This window comes from Amphibacillus marinus, from assembly GCF_900110345.1.
Lineage (GTDB): Bacteria > Bacillota > Bacilli > Bacillales > Amphibacillaceae > Amphibacillus_D > Amphibacillus_D marinus.
In genome coordinates this window covers 82125-101887 of record NZ_FODJ01000008.1, presented here as the reverse complement: position 1 = coordinate 101887, position 19763 = coordinate 82125, and the positions used below count along the sequence as shown (strand labels likewise).

General features: G+C 37.5%; 21 protein-coding genes. 7 read left to right on the top strand and 14 right to left on the bottom strand.

All coding sequences use genetic code 11. The annotated features are described in order from the left end of the window. Window positions 1–25: 25 nt before the first annotated feature. The gene (locus BM000_RS11490; protein WP_091498440.1) at window positions 26–1018 is read left to right on the top strand and encodes a LacI family DNA-binding transcriptional regulator; all 993 of its coding nucleotides are present in this window, start codon (window positions 26–28) and stop codon (window positions 1016–1018) included. Between the two features lie 88 nt (window positions 1019–1106). Here BM000_RS11490 and BM000_RS11485 read toward each other — a convergent pair whose 3' ends face one another. Next, window positions 1107–2183 carry a glycoside hydrolase family 43 protein gene (locus tag BM000_RS11485; protein WP_091498438.1) on the bottom strand — a complete coding sequence of 359 codons (1077 nt, stop codon included), beginning with the start codon at window positions 2181–2183 and terminating at the stop codon, window positions 1107–1109. Between the two features lie 246 nt (window positions 2184–2429). Here BM000_RS11485 and BM000_RS11480 point away from each other — a divergent pair, with 246 nt between their 5' ends. Continuing rightward, window positions 2430–2855, top strand: coding sequence for a GNAT family N-acetyltransferase (locus BM000_RS11480; protein WP_091498435.1), 426 nt, complete (start codon window positions 2430–2432; stop codon window positions 2853–2855). A 57-nt stretch (window positions 2856–2912) separates the two neighbouring features. Further along, window positions 2913–3587: a DUF421 domain-containing protein gene (locus tag BM000_RS11475; protein ID WP_091498432.1), complete on the top strand. Its 675-nt coding sequence runs from the start codon at window positions 2913–2915 to the stop codon at window positions 3585–3587. 14 nt (window positions 3588–3601) lie between these two features. Here BM000_RS11475 and BM000_RS11470 read toward each other — a convergent pair whose 3' ends face one another. From BM000_RS11470 to BM000_RS11465, 3 genes are read right to left on the bottom strand one after another with little or no spacing between them, the layout of a single operon-like run. Next, on the bottom strand, window positions 3602–3889 hold the full coding sequence (locus BM000_RS11470; RefSeq protein ID WP_091498429.1) for a hypothetical protein: 288 nt from the start codon (window positions 3887–3889) through the stop codon (window positions 3602–3604). A 57-nt stretch (window positions 3890–3946) separates the two neighbouring features. Then, window positions 3947–4108, bottom strand: coding sequence for a hypothetical protein (locus BM000_RS16805; RefSeq protein WP_177178287.1), 162 nt, complete (start codon window positions 4106–4108; stop codon window positions 3947–3949). Window positions 4109–4120: 12 nt separating this feature from the next. Next, window positions 4121–4363, bottom strand: a complete 243-nt coding sequence (locus BM000_RS11465) for a hypothetical protein (protein WP_091498426.1) — start codon at window positions 4361–4363, stop codon at window positions 4121–4123. Between the two features lie 177 nt (window positions 4364–4540). Between BM000_RS11465 and BM000_RS11460 the strand changes: the two genes are divergently transcribed. After that, window positions 4541–4996, top strand: a complete 456-nt coding sequence (locus BM000_RS11460; RefSeq protein WP_091498422.1) for a CotY/CotZ family spore coat protein — start codon at window positions 4541–4543, stop codon at window positions 4994–4996. A gap of 575 nt (window positions 4997–5571) precedes the next feature. On the opposite strand, the gene BM000_RS11455 is transcribed toward BM000_RS11460, so the two are convergent. The 3 genes from BM000_RS11455 to mgtE form a co-directional block, all read right to left on the bottom strand. Continuing rightward, on the bottom strand, window positions 5572–6048 hold the full coding sequence (locus BM000_RS11455) for a CotO family spore coat protein (protein ID WP_091498419.1): 477 nt from the start codon (window positions 6046–6048) through the stop codon (window positions 5572–5574). 67 nt (window positions 6049–6115) lie between these two features. Then, window positions 6116–6895: an enoyl-ACP reductase FabI gene (fabI, locus tag BM000_RS11450; protein WP_091498416.1), complete on the bottom strand. Its 780-nt coding sequence runs from the start codon at window positions 6893–6895 to the stop codon at window positions 6116–6118. 143 nt (window positions 6896–7038) lie between these two features. Beyond that, window positions 7039–8397: a magnesium transporter gene (mgtE, locus tag BM000_RS11445; RefSeq protein ID WP_091498414.1), complete on the bottom strand. Its 1359-nt coding sequence runs from the start codon at window positions 8395–8397 to the stop codon at window positions 7039–7041. Window positions 8398–8729: 332 nt separating this feature from the next. Between mgtE and prpE the strand changes: the two genes are divergently transcribed. Next, on the top strand, window positions 8730–9476 hold the full coding sequence (prpE, locus tag BM000_RS11440; RefSeq protein ID WP_091498411.1) for a bis(5'-nucleosyl)-tetraphosphatase PrpE: 747 nt from the start codon (window positions 8730–8732) through the stop codon (window positions 9474–9476). A 36-nt stretch (window positions 9477–9512) separates the two neighbouring features. Here prpE and BM000_RS11435 read toward each other — a convergent pair whose 3' ends face one another. From BM000_RS11435 to yjbM, 3 genes are read right to left on the bottom strand one after another with little or no spacing between them, the layout of a single operon-like run. After that, window positions 9513–10406 (bottom strand): RluA family pseudouridine synthase, encoded by an 894-nt coding sequence (locus BM000_RS11435; protein ID WP_091498408.1) that lies wholly within the window; start codon window positions 10404–10406, stop codon window positions 9513–9515. Between the two features lie 19 nt (window positions 10407–10425). After that, window positions 10426–11229, bottom strand: a complete 804-nt coding sequence (locus tag BM000_RS11430) for an NAD kinase (RefSeq protein ID WP_091498405.1) — start codon at window positions 11227–11229, stop codon at window positions 10426–10428. Between the two features lie 8 nt (window positions 11230–11237). Further along, a complete protein-coding gene (yjbM, locus tag BM000_RS11425; RefSeq protein WP_177178286.1) occupies window positions 11238–11888 on the bottom strand; it encodes a GTP diphosphokinase in 651 nt (216 codons plus the stop codon). A gap of 129 nt (window positions 11889–12017) precedes the next feature. On the opposite strand from yjbM, the gene BM000_RS11420 reads away from it, so the two are divergent. Together BM000_RS11420 and BM000_RS11415 are read left to right on the top strand one after the other, a co-directional pair. Beyond that, window positions 12018–12593, top strand: coding sequence for a CYTH domain-containing protein (locus tag BM000_RS11420; protein ID WP_091498403.1), 576 nt, complete (start codon window positions 12018–12020; stop codon window positions 12591–12593). 319 nt (window positions 12594–12912) lie between these two features. Then, entirely contained in the window at window positions 12913–13812 is a 900-nt protein-coding gene (locus tag BM000_RS11415; protein WP_091498400.1) for a ClpXP adapter SpxH family protein, read from the top strand. A 620-nt stretch (window positions 13813–14432) separates the two neighbouring features. On the opposite strand, the gene pepF is transcribed toward BM000_RS11415, so the two are convergent. The 4 genes from pepF to spxA form a co-directional block, all read right to left on the bottom strand. Then, window positions 14433–16256: an oligoendopeptidase F gene (gene pepF / locus BM000_RS11405; RefSeq protein WP_091498393.1), complete on the bottom strand. Its 1824-nt coding sequence runs from the start codon at window positions 16254–16256 to the stop codon at window positions 14433–14435. Between the two features lie 148 nt (window positions 16257–16404). Next, window positions 16405–17598, bottom strand: a complete 1194-nt coding sequence (locus BM000_RS11400) for a competence protein CoiA (protein WP_091498390.1) — start codon at window positions 17596–17598, stop codon at window positions 16405–16407. Between the two features lie 677 nt (window positions 17599–18275). Beyond that, the gene (gene mecA, locus BM000_RS11395) at window positions 18276–18959 is read right to left on the bottom strand and encodes an adaptor protein MecA (RefSeq protein ID WP_091498387.1); all 684 of its coding nucleotides are present in this window, start codon (window positions 18957–18959) and stop codon (window positions 18276–18278) included. 368 nt (window positions 18960–19327) lie between these two features. Further along, complete coding sequence (gene spxA / locus BM000_RS11390) at window positions 19328–19723, bottom strand: transcriptional regulator SpxA (RefSeq protein WP_091498384.1); 396 nt, start codon at window positions 19721–19723, stop codon at window positions 19328–19330. Window positions 19724–19763: the final 40 nt, after the last annotated feature.

Here is a 19763-nt window from a genome sequence, read left to right as displayed (position 1 = left end):
TTGACGAAAATAAGGGGTGAAAGACTTGGCTACAACCATTAAGGATATTGCAGAAAAGGCTGGTGTATCAATTGCGACCGTTTCACGCGTTCTTAACTATGATTCGACCCTTTCTGTTGGAGACGACACGAAGAAACGTATTTTTAAGATAGCTGAAGAGCTTGATTATAAAAAACGCAAGCCAAAAGTACATGCTTCCCATCGAGTAGCTCTGCTCCATTGGGGAACAGAAAACGAAGAATTAAATGATGTTTACTACATGGCAATTCGGGTAGGCATTGAGGAACGTGCTGACTATCACAAGGTTCAATTAATTAAATGTTTAAAAGAAGATTACTTAGATTTACCGAAAGATATTAATGGAATTATTATTGTTGGGACCATGCTGAATGAGCAAATTGAGAAACTTAAGCAACTAACTAATAATATTGTTGTTATTGATTCATTCTTTGATATTGAAGGTGTTGATGCCGTTCAAGTTAACTTTAAAAAAGTAACCGAGCGTATTTTAGACCATTTCATCAAGAATGGTCATCAAGAAATTGGCTTTATTGGTGGTTATGAGACATTCCATGGTCTAGCAAAACCGATTCAAGACAAACGCGAAAAGTACTTTAGAGCGTACATGAATGAACATCACTTATTAACTGAAAAATATATTTTTGTTGACGATTTTACACCTGAGAGTGGCTATCAACAAATGAAAAAAGCGATTGCCACATTGAAAGACAAGCTGCCAACAGCATTTTATGTTGGTAGTGATCCCGTTGCGATTGGTGTCCTCCGCGCTCTACACGAGGCGAATATTAATGTGCCAAATCAAGTAAGTATCATTAGCATTGATGACATTAGTATTTCAAAATATGTTTATCCTGCTCTTAGCACTGTCCGTATTGAAACGGAACTTATGGGCGAGACGGCAATAGATTTGGTGATTGAGCGCCTTACTACGGAAAGGAAAGTCGCTAAGAAGGTTTATATCGAGACCTCACTTAATTTAAGGGATTCATCCAAATAGTGTGTAAAGGAACCAAAAACCGAGACATGTCAATGTGACTGGCTCGGTTTTTGGCTATTTATGATTCCACGTTTATAGACTGGCTTTGCTAATTGACAACCAATGCCGTTCGTACCTGTTCATATTCTGTCTTGGTTATTGAAATAATCGATCCGTGCCGTGGCTTACCACCATCTTGATTTTCCGGCAAGTTTTGCCTAAGCTTACTGGCAACGCTCACCCAGCCATCGCTATTCGTCAGATCATTGGAGGCAAAGCCAATATAGTGGTTAGGTCCCCCATGGTAACTCGGTTGATCAATAAATAAGTACCAGCTGTGGCCATTGACATCACCTTTGTTTGCTCGAAATACACACGGGCCCTCACCACCCGTAAATAAACGACCTGCTCCATTAGGCAAGCCGTTTGCCACTCTCTCTTTTAAGGTGACCCACTCATGTAGTGGACCAGATTGCTGTGGATATTTATCTCCCTTAACTTTTGCAAGTAACTGACTACAACGATCTAATCGAATAGTCATACTTTCCTCTTCTTTCATAAACCGATAGTAACAGCCATTTTCTTCAACAACAACTGCATCAATTGATCCTTTGCCAAGGCCACGATCAACATCAACCCAAACCTCTGGCTCACTAAAGCATTGAAAATCCTTAGTTGTTACATACATCATTCTGTTGTAAGTAATCGTTTCTCGACTTGTGATGCTTGCTGTTGTATAAAGGTTTGATGCCCAGAAGATAACATAGCATTGCTGCTCGTTACACCAAATTGCTTTTGGCGCCCATGTATTTCCAGAATACTCGCTCGAAACACTAACATGACGCTGCTTTGACCAATTCACAAGATCAGTTGATTCAAAGATTTCAAGATAGCGCGATCCATCAATCTGGGCAGTGTGAAAACCTTGCCCATGTCGACTGGCTATCTTTAAATCAGTAGCTAATAAATAAAATTTGTTACCAGTATGTGCTCTTATAATAAACGGATCCCGTAGCCCTTCTTCACCGGCTTGCGAAGTAATAAGCGGTTTACCATTGTTTAAGGTATGCCAAGCTAAGGCATCATTCCCCTTGGACACGGCAATGCTTATTTGCTCCGCACCTTTACCTTCACCAGTAAAAAAAGCCCACAAGTATGCCGCTCCCTCAAAATTATTTCTAGTCATTATTCTTCCCCACTTCCTTAAGATGGAACCTGCTCATTAAACTCTCTGAATTACACGCTAATAGTGATAGTGTCGCAAATTGCAATAAATAACATTATTATCAAAAGAAACCGTTATCATTTTTAGTTAAAGTTTACTTGTTTACCGATTATATATAATGTTGCTATTATTGTCAATTAGCTACTCATTTAAATCCCTTAAAAAAAATGCTAAAATAGCTTTAAAATAGACTAGGAGGACATAAATGTGAAGGTTATTGAAGCAGCAAGTGAGGGCCAGGTTAAGGATGCTTTTGCAGTAAGAGAGCAGGTATTTATTCAAGAGCAGGGAATTGATCCTAATATTGAAATGGATCAAGCTGACCAAGCAGCCATTCATATTGTTGGCTATGTAGCAGACACACCTGTTGCGGTTGCGCGCATGCGAATTGTCGGACAAACAGGGAAAGTACAACGCGTTGCTGTTCTTGCACCATATCGAAATAAAGGGTATGGCAAAACTCTAATGCTTGAGCTCGAGCAAATAGCTGCAAAACATCATCTAATTAAAACTGTACTGAATGCTCAAGCCCATGCAATTGATTTCTATAAATCTTTAAACTACAATGTCACCTCTGACTTATTTCTAGAAGCAGGGATTGAGCATGTTTCAATGGAAAAATTGCTTAGTTAACGTATAAAATACCACTGGATCGGTCAAGCTGTTGATAAGGATTCGGAGGGATTAGTTATGCATTATGGCTCTATTTTAATTGAAACAGTTTTTGGTTTTTTTGTGCTATTTGCTATGACGAAGATTTTAGGAAAAACCCAAATTCGGCAGTTGACTGCCTTTGACTTTATTTCTGCACTTATTCTTGGTGAACTAGTTGGAAATGCATTATATGATGACCAGGTAGGTATAGCTGAAATATCTTTTGCAGTTGTAATCTGGGGGGGGCTCATGTATACAACGGAATGGATTAGTCAGCACTTTAAACGCTCTAGGGCACTGATAGAAGGAAAACCTGACATTGTTATTCGGAAAGGAAAACTTGATCGTCAAGTGATGAAGAAGAATAAACTTGATATTAATCAACTCCAACACATGCTAAGATTAAAAGATGTTTTTACAATTAGAGATGTTGATTATGCTATTCTAGAAACTGATGGGACTGTCTCTGTACTTAAAAAGACTTATGCGCAAGCACCAGATCGCTTAGATTTAAATTTACCGGTTAAACCAGTTGTTCTGCCTTTCACTCTAATTAATGACGGCGAAATTATTTATGATAATCTTACCGAAATAAATCAAACCCAAGAATGGTTAGAACAGCAATTGGCTCTACAACAGATAGCCTCAATTAAAGATGTCTTTTATGCTGAATATGAAGAAAATGAGTTGCTTCACGTCCAAACGATGTGAGGCAACTCATTTTTTTATACGTAACGATTAATATTAGCACCAATTCCCGTCAACTCAGCGTACTGATTAGCAACTATTTCTGAGACTATTGGTAAGGTCCTGTTTAAACGATGCTTATGTTCAAGATCTTCTTGCTGTTCTGCTTCCTCATAATTAGAGAGCATTGAACCATAACCGTCATGCATCGTGCTTAAGGTTGCAGCAGGTAGTTTTTCAACTTCAAGAGGTGCTCGGGTTGGTTCACGTTCACTCAAATATACAGGTTGAATCTGCTGATGAGTAATTGGTAATATATAGCCCATGTGCTTTCCCTCCTTATGGTATCTATACCCTATATCGGAGAGAAATATGTCAGCTAGTTAATCAAAAAGTTCAAAAGCAGCTGCGAAGTCCTGCATATCTTTTTCTAGGAGATCAATATACGGCAAGACCTTTTGTTCGGGTTTTCTAAAATAATATTCATGCTTAGTTAGGTGCTTGCCAATAATATCTAAATTTTTAATTAATTGTGCATGATTCATTATTTGTCACTCCTATATCCATGAGAATGGATGGCGCCGTGGTGTTTCCTCAGGTTCTGCTCCTGCTTCAGACTTAGCTTCAACTGTTGATTCAGTTTGCTCATCTACTTCCACCTGCTCCGGCACGGGGCGTCGCCCGAAAAACGGAAATGGATCATAGGATTGCTGTTGTGGTCTATTAACTGATTCAAAATGAACGTTCTCCGCTTGAATAATAAGATCATTGACCTTAATCACTTTTTTTTCCTCTGCCATTTATTAATCACTCCTTTTTTATTACGAGAATGAAGTCGATATTAGTCTATGTTCATAAACCCAAAAAGGTGATCATTCACTATTTTTTTTAAAAGCGCCCACACCGGCTAGCGTAACTTACATATTCTATAAGTGACAATGAGGTCAGTCATTATTAATCGAAAGGAGCAATTTAATATGTCTTGTGGGGGTAAATTTAATACAGGAAATTGCGTTTCCGATATTTTACGGGAAATTGCTGATGCCCAAAATAATTTAGATGATTGTAGTTGCGATTCGAGCTGTGAACAATCCATTAAAGACTTACTTGGGGAAACTTCTCCATCAAACAACCTTGATACCGTACCAGTTATTCTTTATTGTAAAGACTGTAAGCCGTTTAAAGGCTTTGGCGCTCGTGTTAATCATATTCAAAATGTGTTTGGCAGCTTTTATTTCCGAGTAAAATGTGTTGATAAAGACAACTGTGCTGTACTTGAATTATTAAGAGATCCTAGCTCACAAAAGCGTGATCCAAAATCTCCAGTAGATCAAGAAACGCATAGATTACGCGGTACTGGCGTTTGTATAACAGTTAATCTTGATTGTTTCTGCCATATCACTTGCTTACCAGCAATTAATGCGCTAACTTAAACTTTTAACTTGAGTTTGCTCCTTATCTAATGGAGCGCCTTAGCTTGACTGCATCCTGCTCACTATTTTAGTGTGTATACGGATGCAGTCTTTTATTTTTTAAAAAGTAAGCTTATGCACTAGTATAGTGATGAAGGATAATCCACTAAATAGTATTCATTAAGTAATAAAGTTGTACAGCTATAGTAATCCTATCAGAGTATCTCACCACAGCTAGCTAATGCGGTTCTTCATCAAATAGCGTTGGTTTAAGCAAATAGTTTGTATGGCTCCAGCAAAAAAGAGCCGCTTTCACCCAAGGGCACGAACGTGCACGGCCTCGGGCTCACAGGATGTGAGTCAGTTAGACATTGCGACACGACGTCGCGTTATTCGTCTAACATCCTCAAAGGGGTCTTCGGAAACGTGCTATTCCCGCAGGAGTCGGCTCCTTTTTACTTCCGCCTAATCTTTGGAAATTATCTTACCAACGCTATTTGATATACAACCGCTAATGCACAAGCACAAAAAAGACTAAAGCCAACCATAAAAAAAACAGTTTGGATTTAGTCTTTGTAATTATCATCACGTATTGTTTATTTATCAAAACCTAGCAACTTAATCTCGTCCATTTCAGTTATGGTGAACTGGCGATGCCGTGGTGCACTTCTTGCTTCAAAAGTAATTGTATCTCCTTGCCTACTAACTATTTTCCCTATGTGTGTTTGATCTGCTACTTTAACTTGACAAGATAGTTTAGGTAAAAAGGGAGATGGGCGTGATAAATAATCCACTTGCTCTTCCCTAGTCATGTCCTCAAAACGTTTTTGTTCTGAAGCCGGCTCAGTATCTTCGTAGGTAGACTCAGCTTCGAGAGAATCCCTTTCAGTGGTTTCACTGGTTTGGCTCTCATCAAAGATAGGTTGATCACGGTTGATATAAACAGATCTTGATTGCCTACGTGATTGCGTAGCTTCAATTTGTGGCTGTGATGTCCGATATTCCTGTTGCATTTTAGCAATTGGTGATTTTAAATCAGGTTGTGTCACATACATCATCGGTCGATTATGCATTTAACCTCCTCCTCTCACATCATACTATATGAGTAAAAGCAGAAAAGGTGACACTAACCCAAGATAATTACGATAAGCCTAAAATACTATAGCCTGAATCAACATGAATAATTTCTCCCGTGACTCCTTGAGATAGATCGCTTAAAAGATAGTAAGCCGTTGAGCCTACCTCATCTTGTGTAACGGTCCGGCGTAACGGTGCTTTTTCTTCAATGTCTTTTAGGATTGAATTAAAATCACCTACACCCTTAGCAGAGAGTGTGCGGATTGGTCCAGCTGAAATAGCATTGACGCGAATATTCTTTCTCCCTAAATCATTGGCTAAATATTTCATACTCGCATCAAGGCTTGCTTTAGCAACGCCCATCACATTATAGTTTTGGACAACGCGCTCTCCGCCTAAGTAGGTTAGCGTAACGATTCCGCCACCCTCTGTCATTAGCGACTCTGCTTCACGTGCAACTGCAACAAGCGAATATGCACTAATGTTATGCGCAAGCAGATAGCCATCTCGTGACGTATTAATAAACTCACCCTGAAGATCCTCTTTCTGTGCAAATGCGATGCAATGTGCTACACCATGAATAATACCAATATCTTGTTTAATTTGCTTAAAAGTCTCGGCAATAGCTTCATCATTCGTCACGTCGCATTGATAAAAACTTGCTTCTTGGCCTTCAAGTGTACTTGCCAAATCCCTTACAGGCTTTTCAAACCGTTCGTTTGCATACGTAAAGATTAACTTTGCGCCGACCTGATGTAATGCTTTAGCAATCCCCCAAGCAATACTACGTTTATTCGCAACACCCATAATAACATATGTTTTACCATCTAATGAAAAATTCATAAATAATAGCCCCCTGAATTATACCTTGTTATTAGTACCTGATACTATTTTAGCCGATTATATTTTGAAAAACAACAATTTTAATCGTTTATTCCATTTTAAAAAGCCATACTTATGCTTTAAAAAGCCGCACTGTTGCCTTATTAAATGAGAAATTGCATAAATGCAGTAGCCATGCCAAAATAAATAATAACCGAAATAATATCATTTATTGTTGTAATAAATGGGCCGGAAGCGACCGCTGGATCAACCTTGAAATGGTGCATTAATAATGGCACAAGGGCTCCCGATATTGTCGCCACAAATAATGTAGCAGTAATGGCCAACCCAACTAGAAAACCAAGGAAGAAAACACCTTGCCAGACATAAATAATAATCCAAATCGCAATACCGCAAGTCAAACCAGTAATTAATCCAGTCGTTGCTTCCCTTATTAGAATCTTTAAAATACCTTGTTTTTGAAATTCCCCAGTAGCAATTCCCCGAACAGCTACAGCTAATGCCTGGGTTCCCGTATTCCCTGCCATTCCAGCAATAAGGGGAATAAAAATTGCTAACAAAGCAACTTGATTTAGTGTTTCTTCAAAACGGGCAATAATACTTGCGGTAAACAAACCGAGGAACAGTAAAATGATTAACCATGGTAATCTTTTTTTAGCAGCAATTATTGGGTTATGATCAACTGAATCGACGTCAACTCCAGCTAGCTTAGAATAGTCATCACTTGCTTCTTCTTCCATAACGTCCATAATATCATCAACTGTAATGATACCAAGTAAATGATTTTGAAAGTCAACAACAGGTAATGCAAGAAAATCGTAATCTCGCATCATTTGAGCTATGTCTTCTTGATTATCTCCAACAGAAACAGAGACAACTCGATCGCTCATAATGTCCGCTATTGTAAAGGAACCTTCAGCAATAATAAGGTCTCGCAAAGAGATAACCCCAACAAGTTGCTGATCGTGGTCAACAACGTAAATGTAGTAAATCGTTTCTGCCTCAGGCGCTTCTTTTCTTAGATGTCTCATTGCATCCTTGACCGACATATCAGTAGTGACTACTACGAACTCAGTGGTCATGATACTACCGGCTGTTTTCTCTTCGTAGTGTAGTAATGCCTTAATTTCGTCGGATGATTCCTTTGGCATAATCGTTAAATAACTAGCAACCTTGTTCTTATCCAAATCATTTAAGATATCCACGGCGTCATCAGTAGCAAGCTCTGATAGTATTTGGGCTGCATAAGCCGGATTCATTTCAACTATAAAATTACCCACTAAGTCTTCTTCAACGTGTTCAATCAGGTCAGCCATTTCTTCTGGGGACAAATAAGAATAAATTAGCGATCGCATCTGTTCAGACTGCGCTTCAAAAAATTCTGACTGGTCATATGGATGGATTTCCAAAAACTCAGACCTAAATCGATCTATTTGTTCATCTGATAGTGCATCTTCGAGTAGTTTATAAACCTCTTGTTGTTTAGCTTGTAACTCATCCACCAATAACCCCTCCAAACCTTCATCTTCGTTGTTTATTTTAGCATTATTTAAATGAAGATAAAACTGTTTATAATCAAACTATACCCTAAAAATAAGATAACTAGTCTTTTGCTTAGTGCAAGGGCCGATGGGAATGTGCTAAACTAATTATGATAAACAACAGAACTTTCAATTAAAAAAGGATACCTTTGACCTACTAATTTTTAGCACTTAAAGGTATCAACAAAAAGATCTCTGAGCAAATTGGGCTTTACTGTCTGTTAACTCCCCATTCTTCAAAGTATGGGATAAGCCGTTAGTTAATCTGCCTACGATATAAGGAGGGAATAGCAATGAAGGTTGATATTATTGGTGATGTGCATGGATGTTTAACAGAATTGCTGCAACTCATAAATAAACTTGGTTACCTAGAAATCAACGGGCAATATTCTCATCCAGATCAACGATCATTAATCTTCGTTGGAGATATAACCGATCGCGGTCCAGCTTCGATAAAAACAATAAACCTTGTTTACCGACTTGTTTATGAAGATCGAGTTGCCAACTACGCACCTGGAAACCATTGCAATAAACTGTATCGTTATTTCCTCGGAAATAACGTTCAAGCTCAGCACGGATTAGAAACGACAATTGCTGAGCTTGAACGACTAACTCCAACGGAATTACAACAAGTAAAGGAGAAATTTATTCAACTTTATAAAGACGCACCACTTTACTTGGACTTACCTCTAGTAAATGCGGTAGTTGCCCATGCGGGAATTAAAGAGCAACTAATCGGGCGCCATGATAAGAAGACCCGCTCCTTTGTTTTATATGGTGATACCACAGGAGAAAAGCTTCCTGATGGACGACCAGTTAGAAGAGACTGGGCTAAAGCATACGCTGGAGACAAATGGATTGTTTACGGTCACACACCTGTTTGGCAACCACGCTTTCTGAACAAGACCGTTAACATTGATCTTGGATGTGTATTTGGTAATAAGTTAGCAGCGTTTCGGCTACCAGAGGAAGTAATGATAACAGTGGACTCCCAACAGGCTTTACAAAAAGAAAAGTTTACTATCTTTAACGATGAGTAAACTTGTTAGAATTTGCTTGTGTAAATTCACAAGAGCTTAATCGTTTTTCAGTGCTGTTGAAACATCTTGCAGAAGTCGATTAATATCAGATGGGATCGGAGCAGATAGTGCTATTACCTCATGCGATACTGGGTGCATGAATTGAAGACTTGAGCAGTGTAGAGCCTGTCTTGAAATGACAGTACAATCTCCCCCATATAGATTGTCTCCCAATAAAGGATGAGCTAGATAGGCAAAGTGTACCCGGATTTGATGGGTGCGTCCTGTTTCAAGACGAATTTGTACAAGCGAATAGTCACTAAGCTCATTAACGACTTGATAATGTGTAATAGCATGCTTCCCTGCCGCTGCTACCGTCCGCTCAATAATAGACCCTGGCTTTCGAGCAATTGGGGCGTTGATTACACCTTTTTTACTTGCTAAGTGTCCTGATACAACAGCATGGTAGCCTCGTTCTATTTTATGAGTTGCCATTAAGCTATGAGCATAGCGATGCTTGGCAATAAGCATTAATCCTGATGTATCTCGATCTAAACGGGTCACAACATGAAAAGTATAGGGCAATTTATTTTGATCATAATAATGAACAACTGCATTAGCAATTGTACCAGTTGGATGCTGCGCAGAGGGGATAGTAGCAATCCGTGGCGGTTTATCAATGACCATAAACAAATCGTCTTCAAATAGGATATCTAAGTCCATGTTCTCTGGCTTCACCTGTGGTCCTCTTTGCTCAGGTGGAAAAATAACTTGAACAGTATCACCAATTGCTAACCTTCGCCGAACACTTTCTTGTTTTCCATTAACTAAAATACTTCCACCATCAAACTTTAATACTTTTACAAGACTACGTGAAAGTAAAGCATGATGTTGAAGAAACTCCCGTAACAGCATATCGGTATGTTCAGCTGTTACTGTCCATTTAAACATCCGAAAATCTCCCCCTCATCTATCTTGAATCTGAAATGAAAGAATCGTGCACACGTTTCCAGAACGGGAACGGTCTAAAGCGTGCAAACCGAATGCGCTCATCTGCAACTGTGTATTCAATTGAGGTTACCTTATCAAAGCTCTGCGTGATATGGTCAATTGTAATGATAAAGCTTTGGTTGTGATCAACTGGCTTAAATTCACAAACATGATGACTTGGTAAGATTAGTGGTGAACCAATCGTCCGATAAACGCGATTATTTATTGAAGACATCTCAGTAATTTGTAAAGCTGATAACGCAGGATGAATAATAGCACCACCTAATGCTTTATTGTAAGCTGTACTCCCTGAAGGCGTTGATACACATAAGCCATCACCACGAAAGCGTTCAAACTCATCACCGTTAATTGCAACATCTAATACGACGGATCCCTCAATTTTTTTAATTGTTGCCTCGTTTAATGCAAGGTACCGATCAGGCTGCGGCTCATCTTTACGCCAGATTCGCATAGCTAGAAGTGGATATTCAACAATCTCAAACTGCTTTTTTGCAATTTCAATGACGAGCTTTTCAACCTCCTCAGGTAACCAGTCCGCATAAAAACCCAAATGGCCTGTGTGTACACCGATAAACGCAGTTTCCTTCAAGCGATGAAAGTAATTGTGAACTGCATGTAAAAAAGTCCCGTCTCCACCTACTGAAATAACAAGATCTGGGTCGGTCATACTTTGTTTCAGATCAAAATCTAACAAATATTGCTCTATTATCGACTTAATCTTATTTGATTTGTGATCGCCTTTTGATGTAACAGCAAATTTCATCACAGTTCTTACTCCTCTCTTCCCCGTTGCTTCTGTCGTCGATCTTTCCGAAATATTAATTGTGCTTCTTGCACTTCATCTTTAATCTTTGCCATTTCTTCATCTAATCTAAAGGCCGCCTCTGCTGCATTCTTTAACCTAGCTTTTATCTCTTTAGGTATTTGACCGCTATATTTATAATTAAGAGAGTGCTCGTTGATTGCCCAGAAATTCATTGCCAAAGTACGAATCTGTATTTCTGCAATTACCTGTTTCTCACCATTTATTGTCGCAACTGGATAGCTAATAATGACATGATAGGAACGATAACCACTGTCTTTTTTATAACTCACGTAGTCCTTTTCATCAATGATGGTAATATCATGGCGAGAACGTAGTAAATTAACTACGGTATAGATGTCCTCAACAAATTGACAAACGACTCGAACACCAGCAATATCTTGAAGTTCATTTTCAATATCAACTTCTGATATTCCTTTACGCTCAACCTTCTCTAGGATACTAGAAATTGGCTTCACCCGACCGGTTACAAGTTCGATCGGTGAATGTTTTTTCTCAATTTCAAATTGCGTCCGCACGCCCCTAAGCTTTACCTTTAATTCTTCAACAACTTGTGTGTACGGAACTAAAAAAGTAGACCAATTAATCTTTTCTACCATTCATTCACCACCCCAGATATAATCCATTCTATTGTAACATAGCAAGAAATGAATTCTATAAACAAAAAAATAAGAATTAATGATATAATCGACTATGCTTATTCAGATTCAAAAAGGGAGTGACAGATTTTGCACCAGGAATATGAAATAGAAAGAAAAAATCTTTTAACCAAAACGGAATACGAAGCCTTACTTGATTTTCTTAACCATAGTCATATTGAACCAATTATACAAGTAAATCACTATTTTGAAACCAAGAACTTTGACCTAAAAAAACGGGGTGCTGCCCTTAGAATTAGAGAAAAAAATAATCAATATACCCTAACATTAAAGCAGCCGCACAAGGACGGCTTACTCGAAACGCATGATTCTTTAACACATGCAGAGTGCAAACAATGGTTAAAACAACAGCCTGTTATTAAAACAAATATTGCAAACCAGCTTGAGCAATTATCTATACCAATTGAAGGTTTATTTTATGGAGGGATGCTACAAACAAACCGAATTGAAGTATCATATCTTGGTGGATTACTTGCCCTTGATCACAGTATTTACAATAATAAAGAGGATTATGAATTGGAGGTTGAAGCACCTACCGTTAAGTTGGCAGAATCCATTATGCATGATCTCTTAACAAAGCTAAGTATTACTAGAAAAGACACACCAAATAAAATTGTTCGCTTTTATCAGACATTACCTTCTTAAACTAACGTTCCTCTTCAGGTTGACTGGATCTAAGCTAACTTTAAGCGAAGACTAAGATCATGTTCATGAAAAACAATGTTAAGATAACGCAATTCCTTATGCTTTTTTAACAATAAAGAGGTAATTTAATCTTAATTACATTGCTTTGTCTAAGTTCTTATTTTCCAGCATAAAAACAAGTTAATCATGCAAACCGCCTAATGAGAATCGTTATCAATGCTTATTATTTGATGAAATGCAATTGCACTGGTACAATAAGTTCAGTAATTAAACAACTTAGACTATTCATAACAACAATGTATTAGAAAGGAGAATCGATGTGAGCTACAAACAAACTGAGCCTTCTAATGAGCTTAGAAGCGAATCAAAGGCACAGTACAGCTACTTTGATCTTCTAACAAAACCCATTGAAATTTATTTATTTATTGATCCATTGTGCCCAGAGTCTTGGTCTTTAGAACCAATTGTAAAGAAATTACAGTTAGAGTATGGCCGTTTTTTTTCATTGCGACCGATTTTAAGCGGAAAATGGTCAAAGCTTAACCAAGCTTGTTTAGGCGCACCCGAACAATTAAAAAAGCAATGGGAGCGCACTGCTAAGCTGACTGGCATGTGTTGTGATGGTGATCTTTGGATTGAAGACCCAATTACCTTTCCTGCCAATGTATCAATGGCCATAAAAGCTGCTGAGTTACAAGGTAGCAAGGCAGGACGTCGTTACTTAAGAAAAGTACAAGAAAATATTTTTTTAAATAGAACAGATATTTCTAAGGATGAGCAATTAATTAGAATTGCAGCTGAGGCTGAATTAGACCTTGAAGAGTTTAAAGGTGACTTACATTCTAAATCAGCAACTAAAGCTCTTCAATGTGATTTGAAATTATCTGGTGAAATGGAAATTGATCAAACACCTTCAATTGTTTTCTTTAATGAGGAAGAAGAGGAAGAAGGGTTAAAGCTTTCAGGTGCCTATCGCTATGAAGTGTATGTCAAAGTGTTAAGGCAATTATTACAAAGGGAAGTAGCACCCATGGACAAACCGACTCTGGAGGAACTAACTAAACACTTTCAATTCATTGGAACACACGAAATTGCTATTATTTACGATTGGTCACATGAGAAAGCCTGTAGCGAGATGAAAAAACTACAATTAATGCAATTGGTACAGCGCGTTCCTGTAAAAAATGAAATATTTTGGCGCTATATAAAAAAACCTTGAATTTTTATTAAATTCAAGGTTTTTTTATATAGGTTGATAACTATATCGAAAAAAAAAGCGTACATCACTAGAATGTACGCTTTACCATGGTAGATTCGCTCTACCATGGGGGGATGGGAGAAAGTTTCAGATCAAACAAAGGGGTTTTGTTTGTTAAACATCTCACAATCTTAATATAACAATTTTTATCTTATCTTTCAATAGTTTTCCTTTATGTGTCACAAAACTGTCATACTTCTATTTCTTATCTAGGCTTCATATGATTAATTAACATTTCATCATGATCTTTAGCTTTATTAACACACCGATAGACAGTCATTTATTAATCAAACGTTATTGCTTTTTCATATAATTAATCTTTAATCGATGTAACTTACTAAAATAATCAAGGATGTGAGATGGCTTATGAAAAGGTTACTACACTTTGTTATAGCAAGTATTATCTTAGCATTAGCACTCTACCTAAACTTACTAGGTCTAATGAGGCTTATTCCACTGTTTATTACACTACCCGTTTTATTTTTCGTTATTCATTTTATCATGAATAGCCTTTTGCACCGTCGTACATTCAAAGGCTTTAAATAATTTACACAATAGCTTAACTAATCACCTTGTATAGTTCAGACAATTTCATTATACAGTTCTTCCATTTCATTTAGTTTCTCTTCAAAAACGTCAAGAGCTTGTAGAATAGGTGCTTTGTCTGTCATATTTACTCCTGCTTTTTGCAAAACAGCTATTGGATAATCACTACTACCTGCCTTCAAAAAGCCAAAATAACGAGCAATAGCTTCGTCGCCCTCTGAGAGGATTTGAGCAGCTAAAGACTGGGCAGCCGCATAACCGGTAGCATATTGATACACATAGTAATTGTAATAAAAATGAGGAATTCGTGCCCATTCTAAAGCTATCTGCTCATCCTGAATAACTTCTTCACCAAAGTATTTTTTGTTTAAATCATAGTATTCTGAAGAGAGTCTCTCTGGTGTTAACGCTTCGCCATTCTGCTCTAACTGATGAATAATATGTTCAAATTCTGCAAACATGGTCTGACGAAAGACCGTACCACGAAATCCATCTAAGAAATGATTAAGTAAATACAGTTTTTCTTTAGAATCATTCGAATGATTAACCATATATTGATTTAAAAGCGCTTCATTACAAGTAGACGCAACTTCAGCCACAAAAATTGAGTAGTTACCGTACCTGAAAGCCTGAGTCTCCCTTGTATAATAACTATGAAGAGAATGACCAAATTCATGGGCAAGTGTAAACACATTATCTAAATTGTCTTGCCAATTCATGAGGATATACGGATTTGTTCCATAAGTACCGGAAGAATAGGCACCACTCCGCTTCCCCTTATTCTCTTCTACATCCACCCAACGATTATTAAAGCCCTCTTTAAGTCGCGATATATATTCCTCACCTAATGGCTCAAGCCCATTAATAAGTAGTTCCTGTGCTTCTTGATAGGAATATTTAGCATCGATATCCTGAACAAGGGGCGTATACAAATCATACATATGCAACTCGTCTAGTGCTAATATCTTCTTTCTTAATGCGACGTAACGGTGCAGTAACCCAAGTCGGTTATTCACAGCCTCTACCAAATTGTCGTAAACTGATTCCGGTATGTTGTTATTATCTAGAGCCGCTTCGCGCGCTGATTGATAGCCTCTTACCTTTGCGTAAAAATTATCCTTCTTAACCTGCCCTGATAAGGTTGAGGCAAAAGTATTAATAAACTTTTCATACGTATCATACATTGCCTTAAATGCATCTCTCCGAACAGATTGCTTTGCTGACTCCAAAAAATTAATATAGCGACCATGTGTTAGCTCTATTTCCTTTCCATCTTCATTCCTTACAGTAGGAAAGGTAAGATCGGCGTTGTTTAACATTCCAAACGTTTTTGAAGAACTATTTGTTACCTCACTAACCTGAGCAAGTAAAGCCTCTTCTTTTTCCGATAAGATATGCTCACGCTGGCGCGTAATGTCATCTAGAACCTTACGGTAATGCAGTAAATCTGGCTCTTCATTTAAAAATTTTGCTAATTGCTGCTCAGGGATTTGCAATATTTCAGGTACTACAAAACTCATAGCACTGGCAGTTTTGGCGTATAAAGTTTGTGCTTTATCATTTAAACCCTGATAGAATGCATTAGTCGTATCTTGATCATAGCGCATATGGGCATATGTATAAAGCTTCCCAATTCGTTCCGAAACCTCGTCCTCGAAGCGAAGCAGACGAAGCAATTGCTCTGCCGAATCTGCCAACTTACCTTGATATTGCGCAAACTTATCTAGTTCAGCAGCCAATTCTTCTCTTTCTTTTTCCCAACTGTCATCTGTAGTAAATATATCCTCCAAGCGCCACGTTCTTTCCTTGGCTATTTGATCTCGTGTTTGTAATTTTTCAGCTGCACTTGATTTTGTCACTATTTTTCCTCCTCAAAAGAACTATTAAATTTGAATTTTCTGAAATGTCACACATGTACTATAAAATCCATTATAATACAAAATCGAAACATTATCATTTTTTATAAACGAGATTCTTAAAAAACTTTTATGCATAGCTTATCTATTCTTATTTTAATCTATGCGAACAAATTTTTTCTTGAAGGGCTTTATTTAATAATGAACAGAGTTGGAGATCTTTTCTAAGTGCTACATCAAGTGTTTTGTAAGTACGAATGCTCCCTTTCCAGCAATACGTACTATTTTGATAAACAAGTTGACCTAACATAAGAAAATAGTTAAGATACTCAGAAATGGGATCGGATTGAGCTTTGAGAAGTAAGTACTGCTGTTTATCACGTTTGAAGGGTTGGATATAAAGCTGAAGTTGTTTTAAGGAGAATCGTTTATTTCTTTTGAAAAAATCATAATAAATACGTGCCTGCCATTCCCAAATCGAGCAATTAAGCAAATGCTGACCCTTGACTGGAAGACCCACCCAGCTAGATAAGACTGAACGATGCAACTGACTTTGATATAACCAAACCTGAAATTGCTTATCTTGTTTGGCCAACCTGCTAGGAGTAGCCATCCGAAATCGTTTCTTTTCATACAACCACTGCTCATTTATGAGAAACGTGTCCTTTTCCTGGAGCAGTCTACTTATATCAGTTTGATAAAGGCTGTACACGTTTAGATTGCCAACGGTTCTCTGCTTTCCGGTTAAACAAGTGTTGTTAAGCTTAATCATTTTTTTACTGTTAGAACAATAGAAGAGCAGCCATGCCCCTCCTTGGTAATCATTCATTTGTAAATAATGCTCTTGTGTCTTACTAAGGAGAATTGTTGCGCTATTTACACGCTTTAACTGATTTGCACCTAGAATCCAGATTGGTTGAATACCAATAGTCTGATAGTCTCTTGTCCTGGTAATAATCTCTGTTGCCGAAATTGCTGCACACTGAAACTCAATAACACGTTTAGCACCCTCAAGCTGAAAGGACAAGTCAGCTCTACGTTTTATTATTTGAAAATAGCATTCGAGCTGAACATGCTGCACTAACCGTGATGCTAGGAGCCACTGATACAATTGCAGCTTACCTTGAGCATGATATAACCCTTCTTCCTCAGAGTGGTTTATACATATTGCTGTCGATTCATGGGCGAAATGGGCAATATACTTTGATCCTGCTTTTAAAGTAACAGGCTTTCGACAAGAAGGACAATAGTACTTGCTGTGTAAAAGCTTTAGCCTAATTATTTCAGCTTGCTTAAATAAACCTGGCGTAACAAGAAAACCTTGATCATTTAAAGCTTGTAGCATCGTTTACCCTCTCTCAAGTAATCATTGTTAAGAAATACCTTGTTTAAATATACTAGCACTATCTGTTTAAATCAATTCATACTTTTTACTATTACAGTACTCAGGGAAAGGTAGAAAATACTGTTAAGCTTAGCGGATACTAAAAAGGCTTAACTTAATATCTTCATTTACCAAGTTACTCAACTTTCGCATCAATATAGTAAGGTTCAGCTAAGCTAGCTGAAGGGTGGACAAAGGATTAAGTCAACGTATTGACATGACCAGTAGCTAATTTGAGAAATAATTCCTCTCTTATAAAGCTATCGTTATTAATCTTAAGGGGAGATATGTTCCGCTTTCTGTAAGTATTAGCGCGACACCTTGTCGGTCGTGAGGATAGTAGCATTCGGTTTTCGAAGCAGCACATTCCAGTCCCTTAGCTCGATGACCGCTAATAAGCGCTATTTCTGCTTCTACTCCTGATTTTGAACGGATTCATTCATGATGCATACCCAACCAAGTGGAGATAAGCAAAGGGTGCGACTCCTGTGGAATCAGGATGAGCTTAAGATCCACTTTTGGTGCGCATTTCTTCACAAAGTAAGGTAAGTTATAGACAACATCCATAATCAATCTTAATACTCTACTAAGAATCAAACAGACAAAAAAGACAAAAGCTCATTACTTAGAGCTTTTGCCTAGCGATTAAAATATTCTTTTACTTGCTCCAAACCATTATCCTCAAAAATAACTTTGCCATATTCAATAATTAAAGCAGATGCTACACTAGACTTCCTACCATACTCGAATATTCTACTAATTAAGCCTTCTCTTGTCTTGTTAGATAATTCCTCATTATCAAATTGAAAAACAAGATAATAGCTGTTTTGATAATGATAAACTGTATTATTTAACTCTGATGAATCTTCTAAGCCATAGCTTAATTGTATTACATCTTCAAAATCAGCAAACTCAATAATATTAATTAAAACATCTTCAGTATCTACCTCGTCATCCTCAAGATCATCTTCAGATTTCTGACCAAACTTGTTATCTAATAATTCATCAAGCTTATCATCAAACTGTTTATCTATATTTGAAGATTCAATTGGCAGCTCTAGATTTTGACCGTCTTTTGAAATTTGTGCCTTCGTTACTGTTATTTCAAGCCCCTTTTCCATCGCTTGGACTTGTATCCAGAGTGGACCGTCAATGTCAAAATCATCTTCCTTATTATCAGCTTCCTCCATCACCTGCCAGAAGAGCTGTTCACTTCGTTCACGGTTGTACCAAATTTCCTCCCGGTTAAACCCACGATCCTCAATATCTAAATATGAGATATAAAATTTAACGGTATTCTCATTAATTCTCTCTATTTCCATCTATAACACTCCCTTCGAAAAGGTCAATTTACATTTAGTAAGACTTTCATTAAAGATAGAGTTGGTAGCTTCTCTAAATATCTATTTTAACTTATTCTACAATAAATGTCACCTAATTCATTGAAATAGAATGGTTCTTCATCAAATAGCGTTGGTTAAGCAAATGTTTGTATTGCTCCAGCAAATCAGAAAGCAAACACCATTTTCTTGTGGGGTTTTCGGACACGTGCTATTCCCACAAGAGTCGGCTCTTTTTTTGCTTCATCCTAATCTTGGGAAATTATCTCACCAACGCTATTTGATATACAACCAATAGAATGCAAAAACGCAACCCACACTACAGGTTGCGTTAAATAAAATTGTCTAAATTAGTTAACCATCTTTTGTGCTTCTCTTAACTGATAAGTTCTCACTTTACGCGGTAAAAATCTTCTAATTTCATCTTCGTTGTAACCAACTTGAAGTCTCTTCTCATCAATGATAATTGGACGACGTAAAATGCCTGGATTGTGTTGAATAATGTTAATTAGATCCTTCAAAGGCATCTGATCAATATCAACTTCAAGCTTCTGAAATACTTTTGAGCGCGTCGAAATAATTTCATCTGTCCCATTCTCGGTCATACGTAATATTTCCTTGATCTCATCAATGGACAACGTATCGGAGAAGATGTTTCTTTCATGATAAGGAATATCATGCTCTTCTAACCATGCTTTTGCTTTCCGACAAGATGTACAGCTTGGTGAGGTATAAAGTGTTACCATTTTACTTCACTCCTCATAAAAAATGTATTTAATTTAAATA

What these genes read in the sequence shown, in the direction of transcription:
- BM000_RS11470 (WP_091498429.1), bottom strand. Translation starts at nt 3,889, where the DNA reads ATGGGCTATATATTACCAATTACTCATCAGCAGATTCAACCTGTATAT.
- BM000_RS16805 (WP_177178287.1), bottom strand. Translation starts at nt 4,108, where the DNA reads ATGAATCATGCACAATTAATTAAAAATTTAGATATTATTGGCAAGCAC.
- mecA (WP_091498387.1), bottom strand. Translation starts at nt 18,959, where the DNA reads ATGGAAATAGAGAGAATTAATGAGAATACCGTTAAATTTTATATCTCA.
- fabI (WP_091498416.1), bottom strand. Translation starts at nt 6,895, where the DNA reads ATGAATTTTTCATTAGATGGTAAAACATATGTTATTATGGGTGTTGCG.
- yjbM (WP_177178286.1), bottom strand. Translation starts at nt 11,888, where the DNA reads ATGGTAGAAAAGATTAATTGGTCTACTTTTTTAGTTCCGTACACACAA.
- BM000_RS11435 (WP_091498408.1), bottom strand. Translation starts at nt 10,406, where the DNA reads ATGTTTAAATGGACAGTAACAGCTGAACATACCGATATGCTGTTACGG.
- BM000_RS11485 (WP_091498438.1), bottom strand. Translation starts at nt 2,183, where the DNA reads ATGACTAGAAATAATTTTGAGGGAGCGGCATACTTGTGGGCTTTTTTT.
- BM000_RS11400 (WP_091498390.1), bottom strand. Translation starts at nt 17,598, where the DNA reads ATGCTACAAGCTTTAAATGATCAAGGTTTTCTTGTTACGCCAGGTTTA.
- prpE (WP_091498411.1), top strand. Translation starts at nt 8,730, where the DNA reads ATGAAGGTTGATATTATTGGTGATGTGCATGGATGTTTAACAGAATTG.
- BM000_RS11475 (WP_091498432.1), top strand. Translation starts at nt 2,913, where the DNA reads ATGCATTATGGCTCTATTTTAATTGAAACAGTTTTTGGTTTTTTTGTG.
- BM000_RS11455 (WP_091498419.1), bottom strand. Translation starts at nt 6,048, where the DNA reads ATGCATAATCGACCGATGATGTATGTGACACAACCTGATTTAAAATCA.
- BM000_RS11430 (WP_091498405.1), bottom strand. Translation starts at nt 11,229, where the DNA reads ATGAAATTTGCTGTTACATCAAAAGGCGATCACAAATCAAATAAGATT.
- BM000_RS11465 (WP_091498426.1), bottom strand. Translation starts at nt 4,363, where the DNA reads ATGGCAGAGGAAAAAAAAGTGATTAAGGTCAATGATCTTATTATTCAA.
- BM000_RS11460 (WP_091498422.1), top strand. Translation starts at nt 4,541, where the DNA reads ATGTCTTGTGGGGGTAAATTTAATACAGGAAATTGCGTTTCCGATATT.
- spxA (WP_091498384.1), bottom strand. Translation starts at nt 19,723, where the DNA reads ATGGTAACACTTTATACCTCACCAAGCTGTACATCTTGTCGGAAAGCA.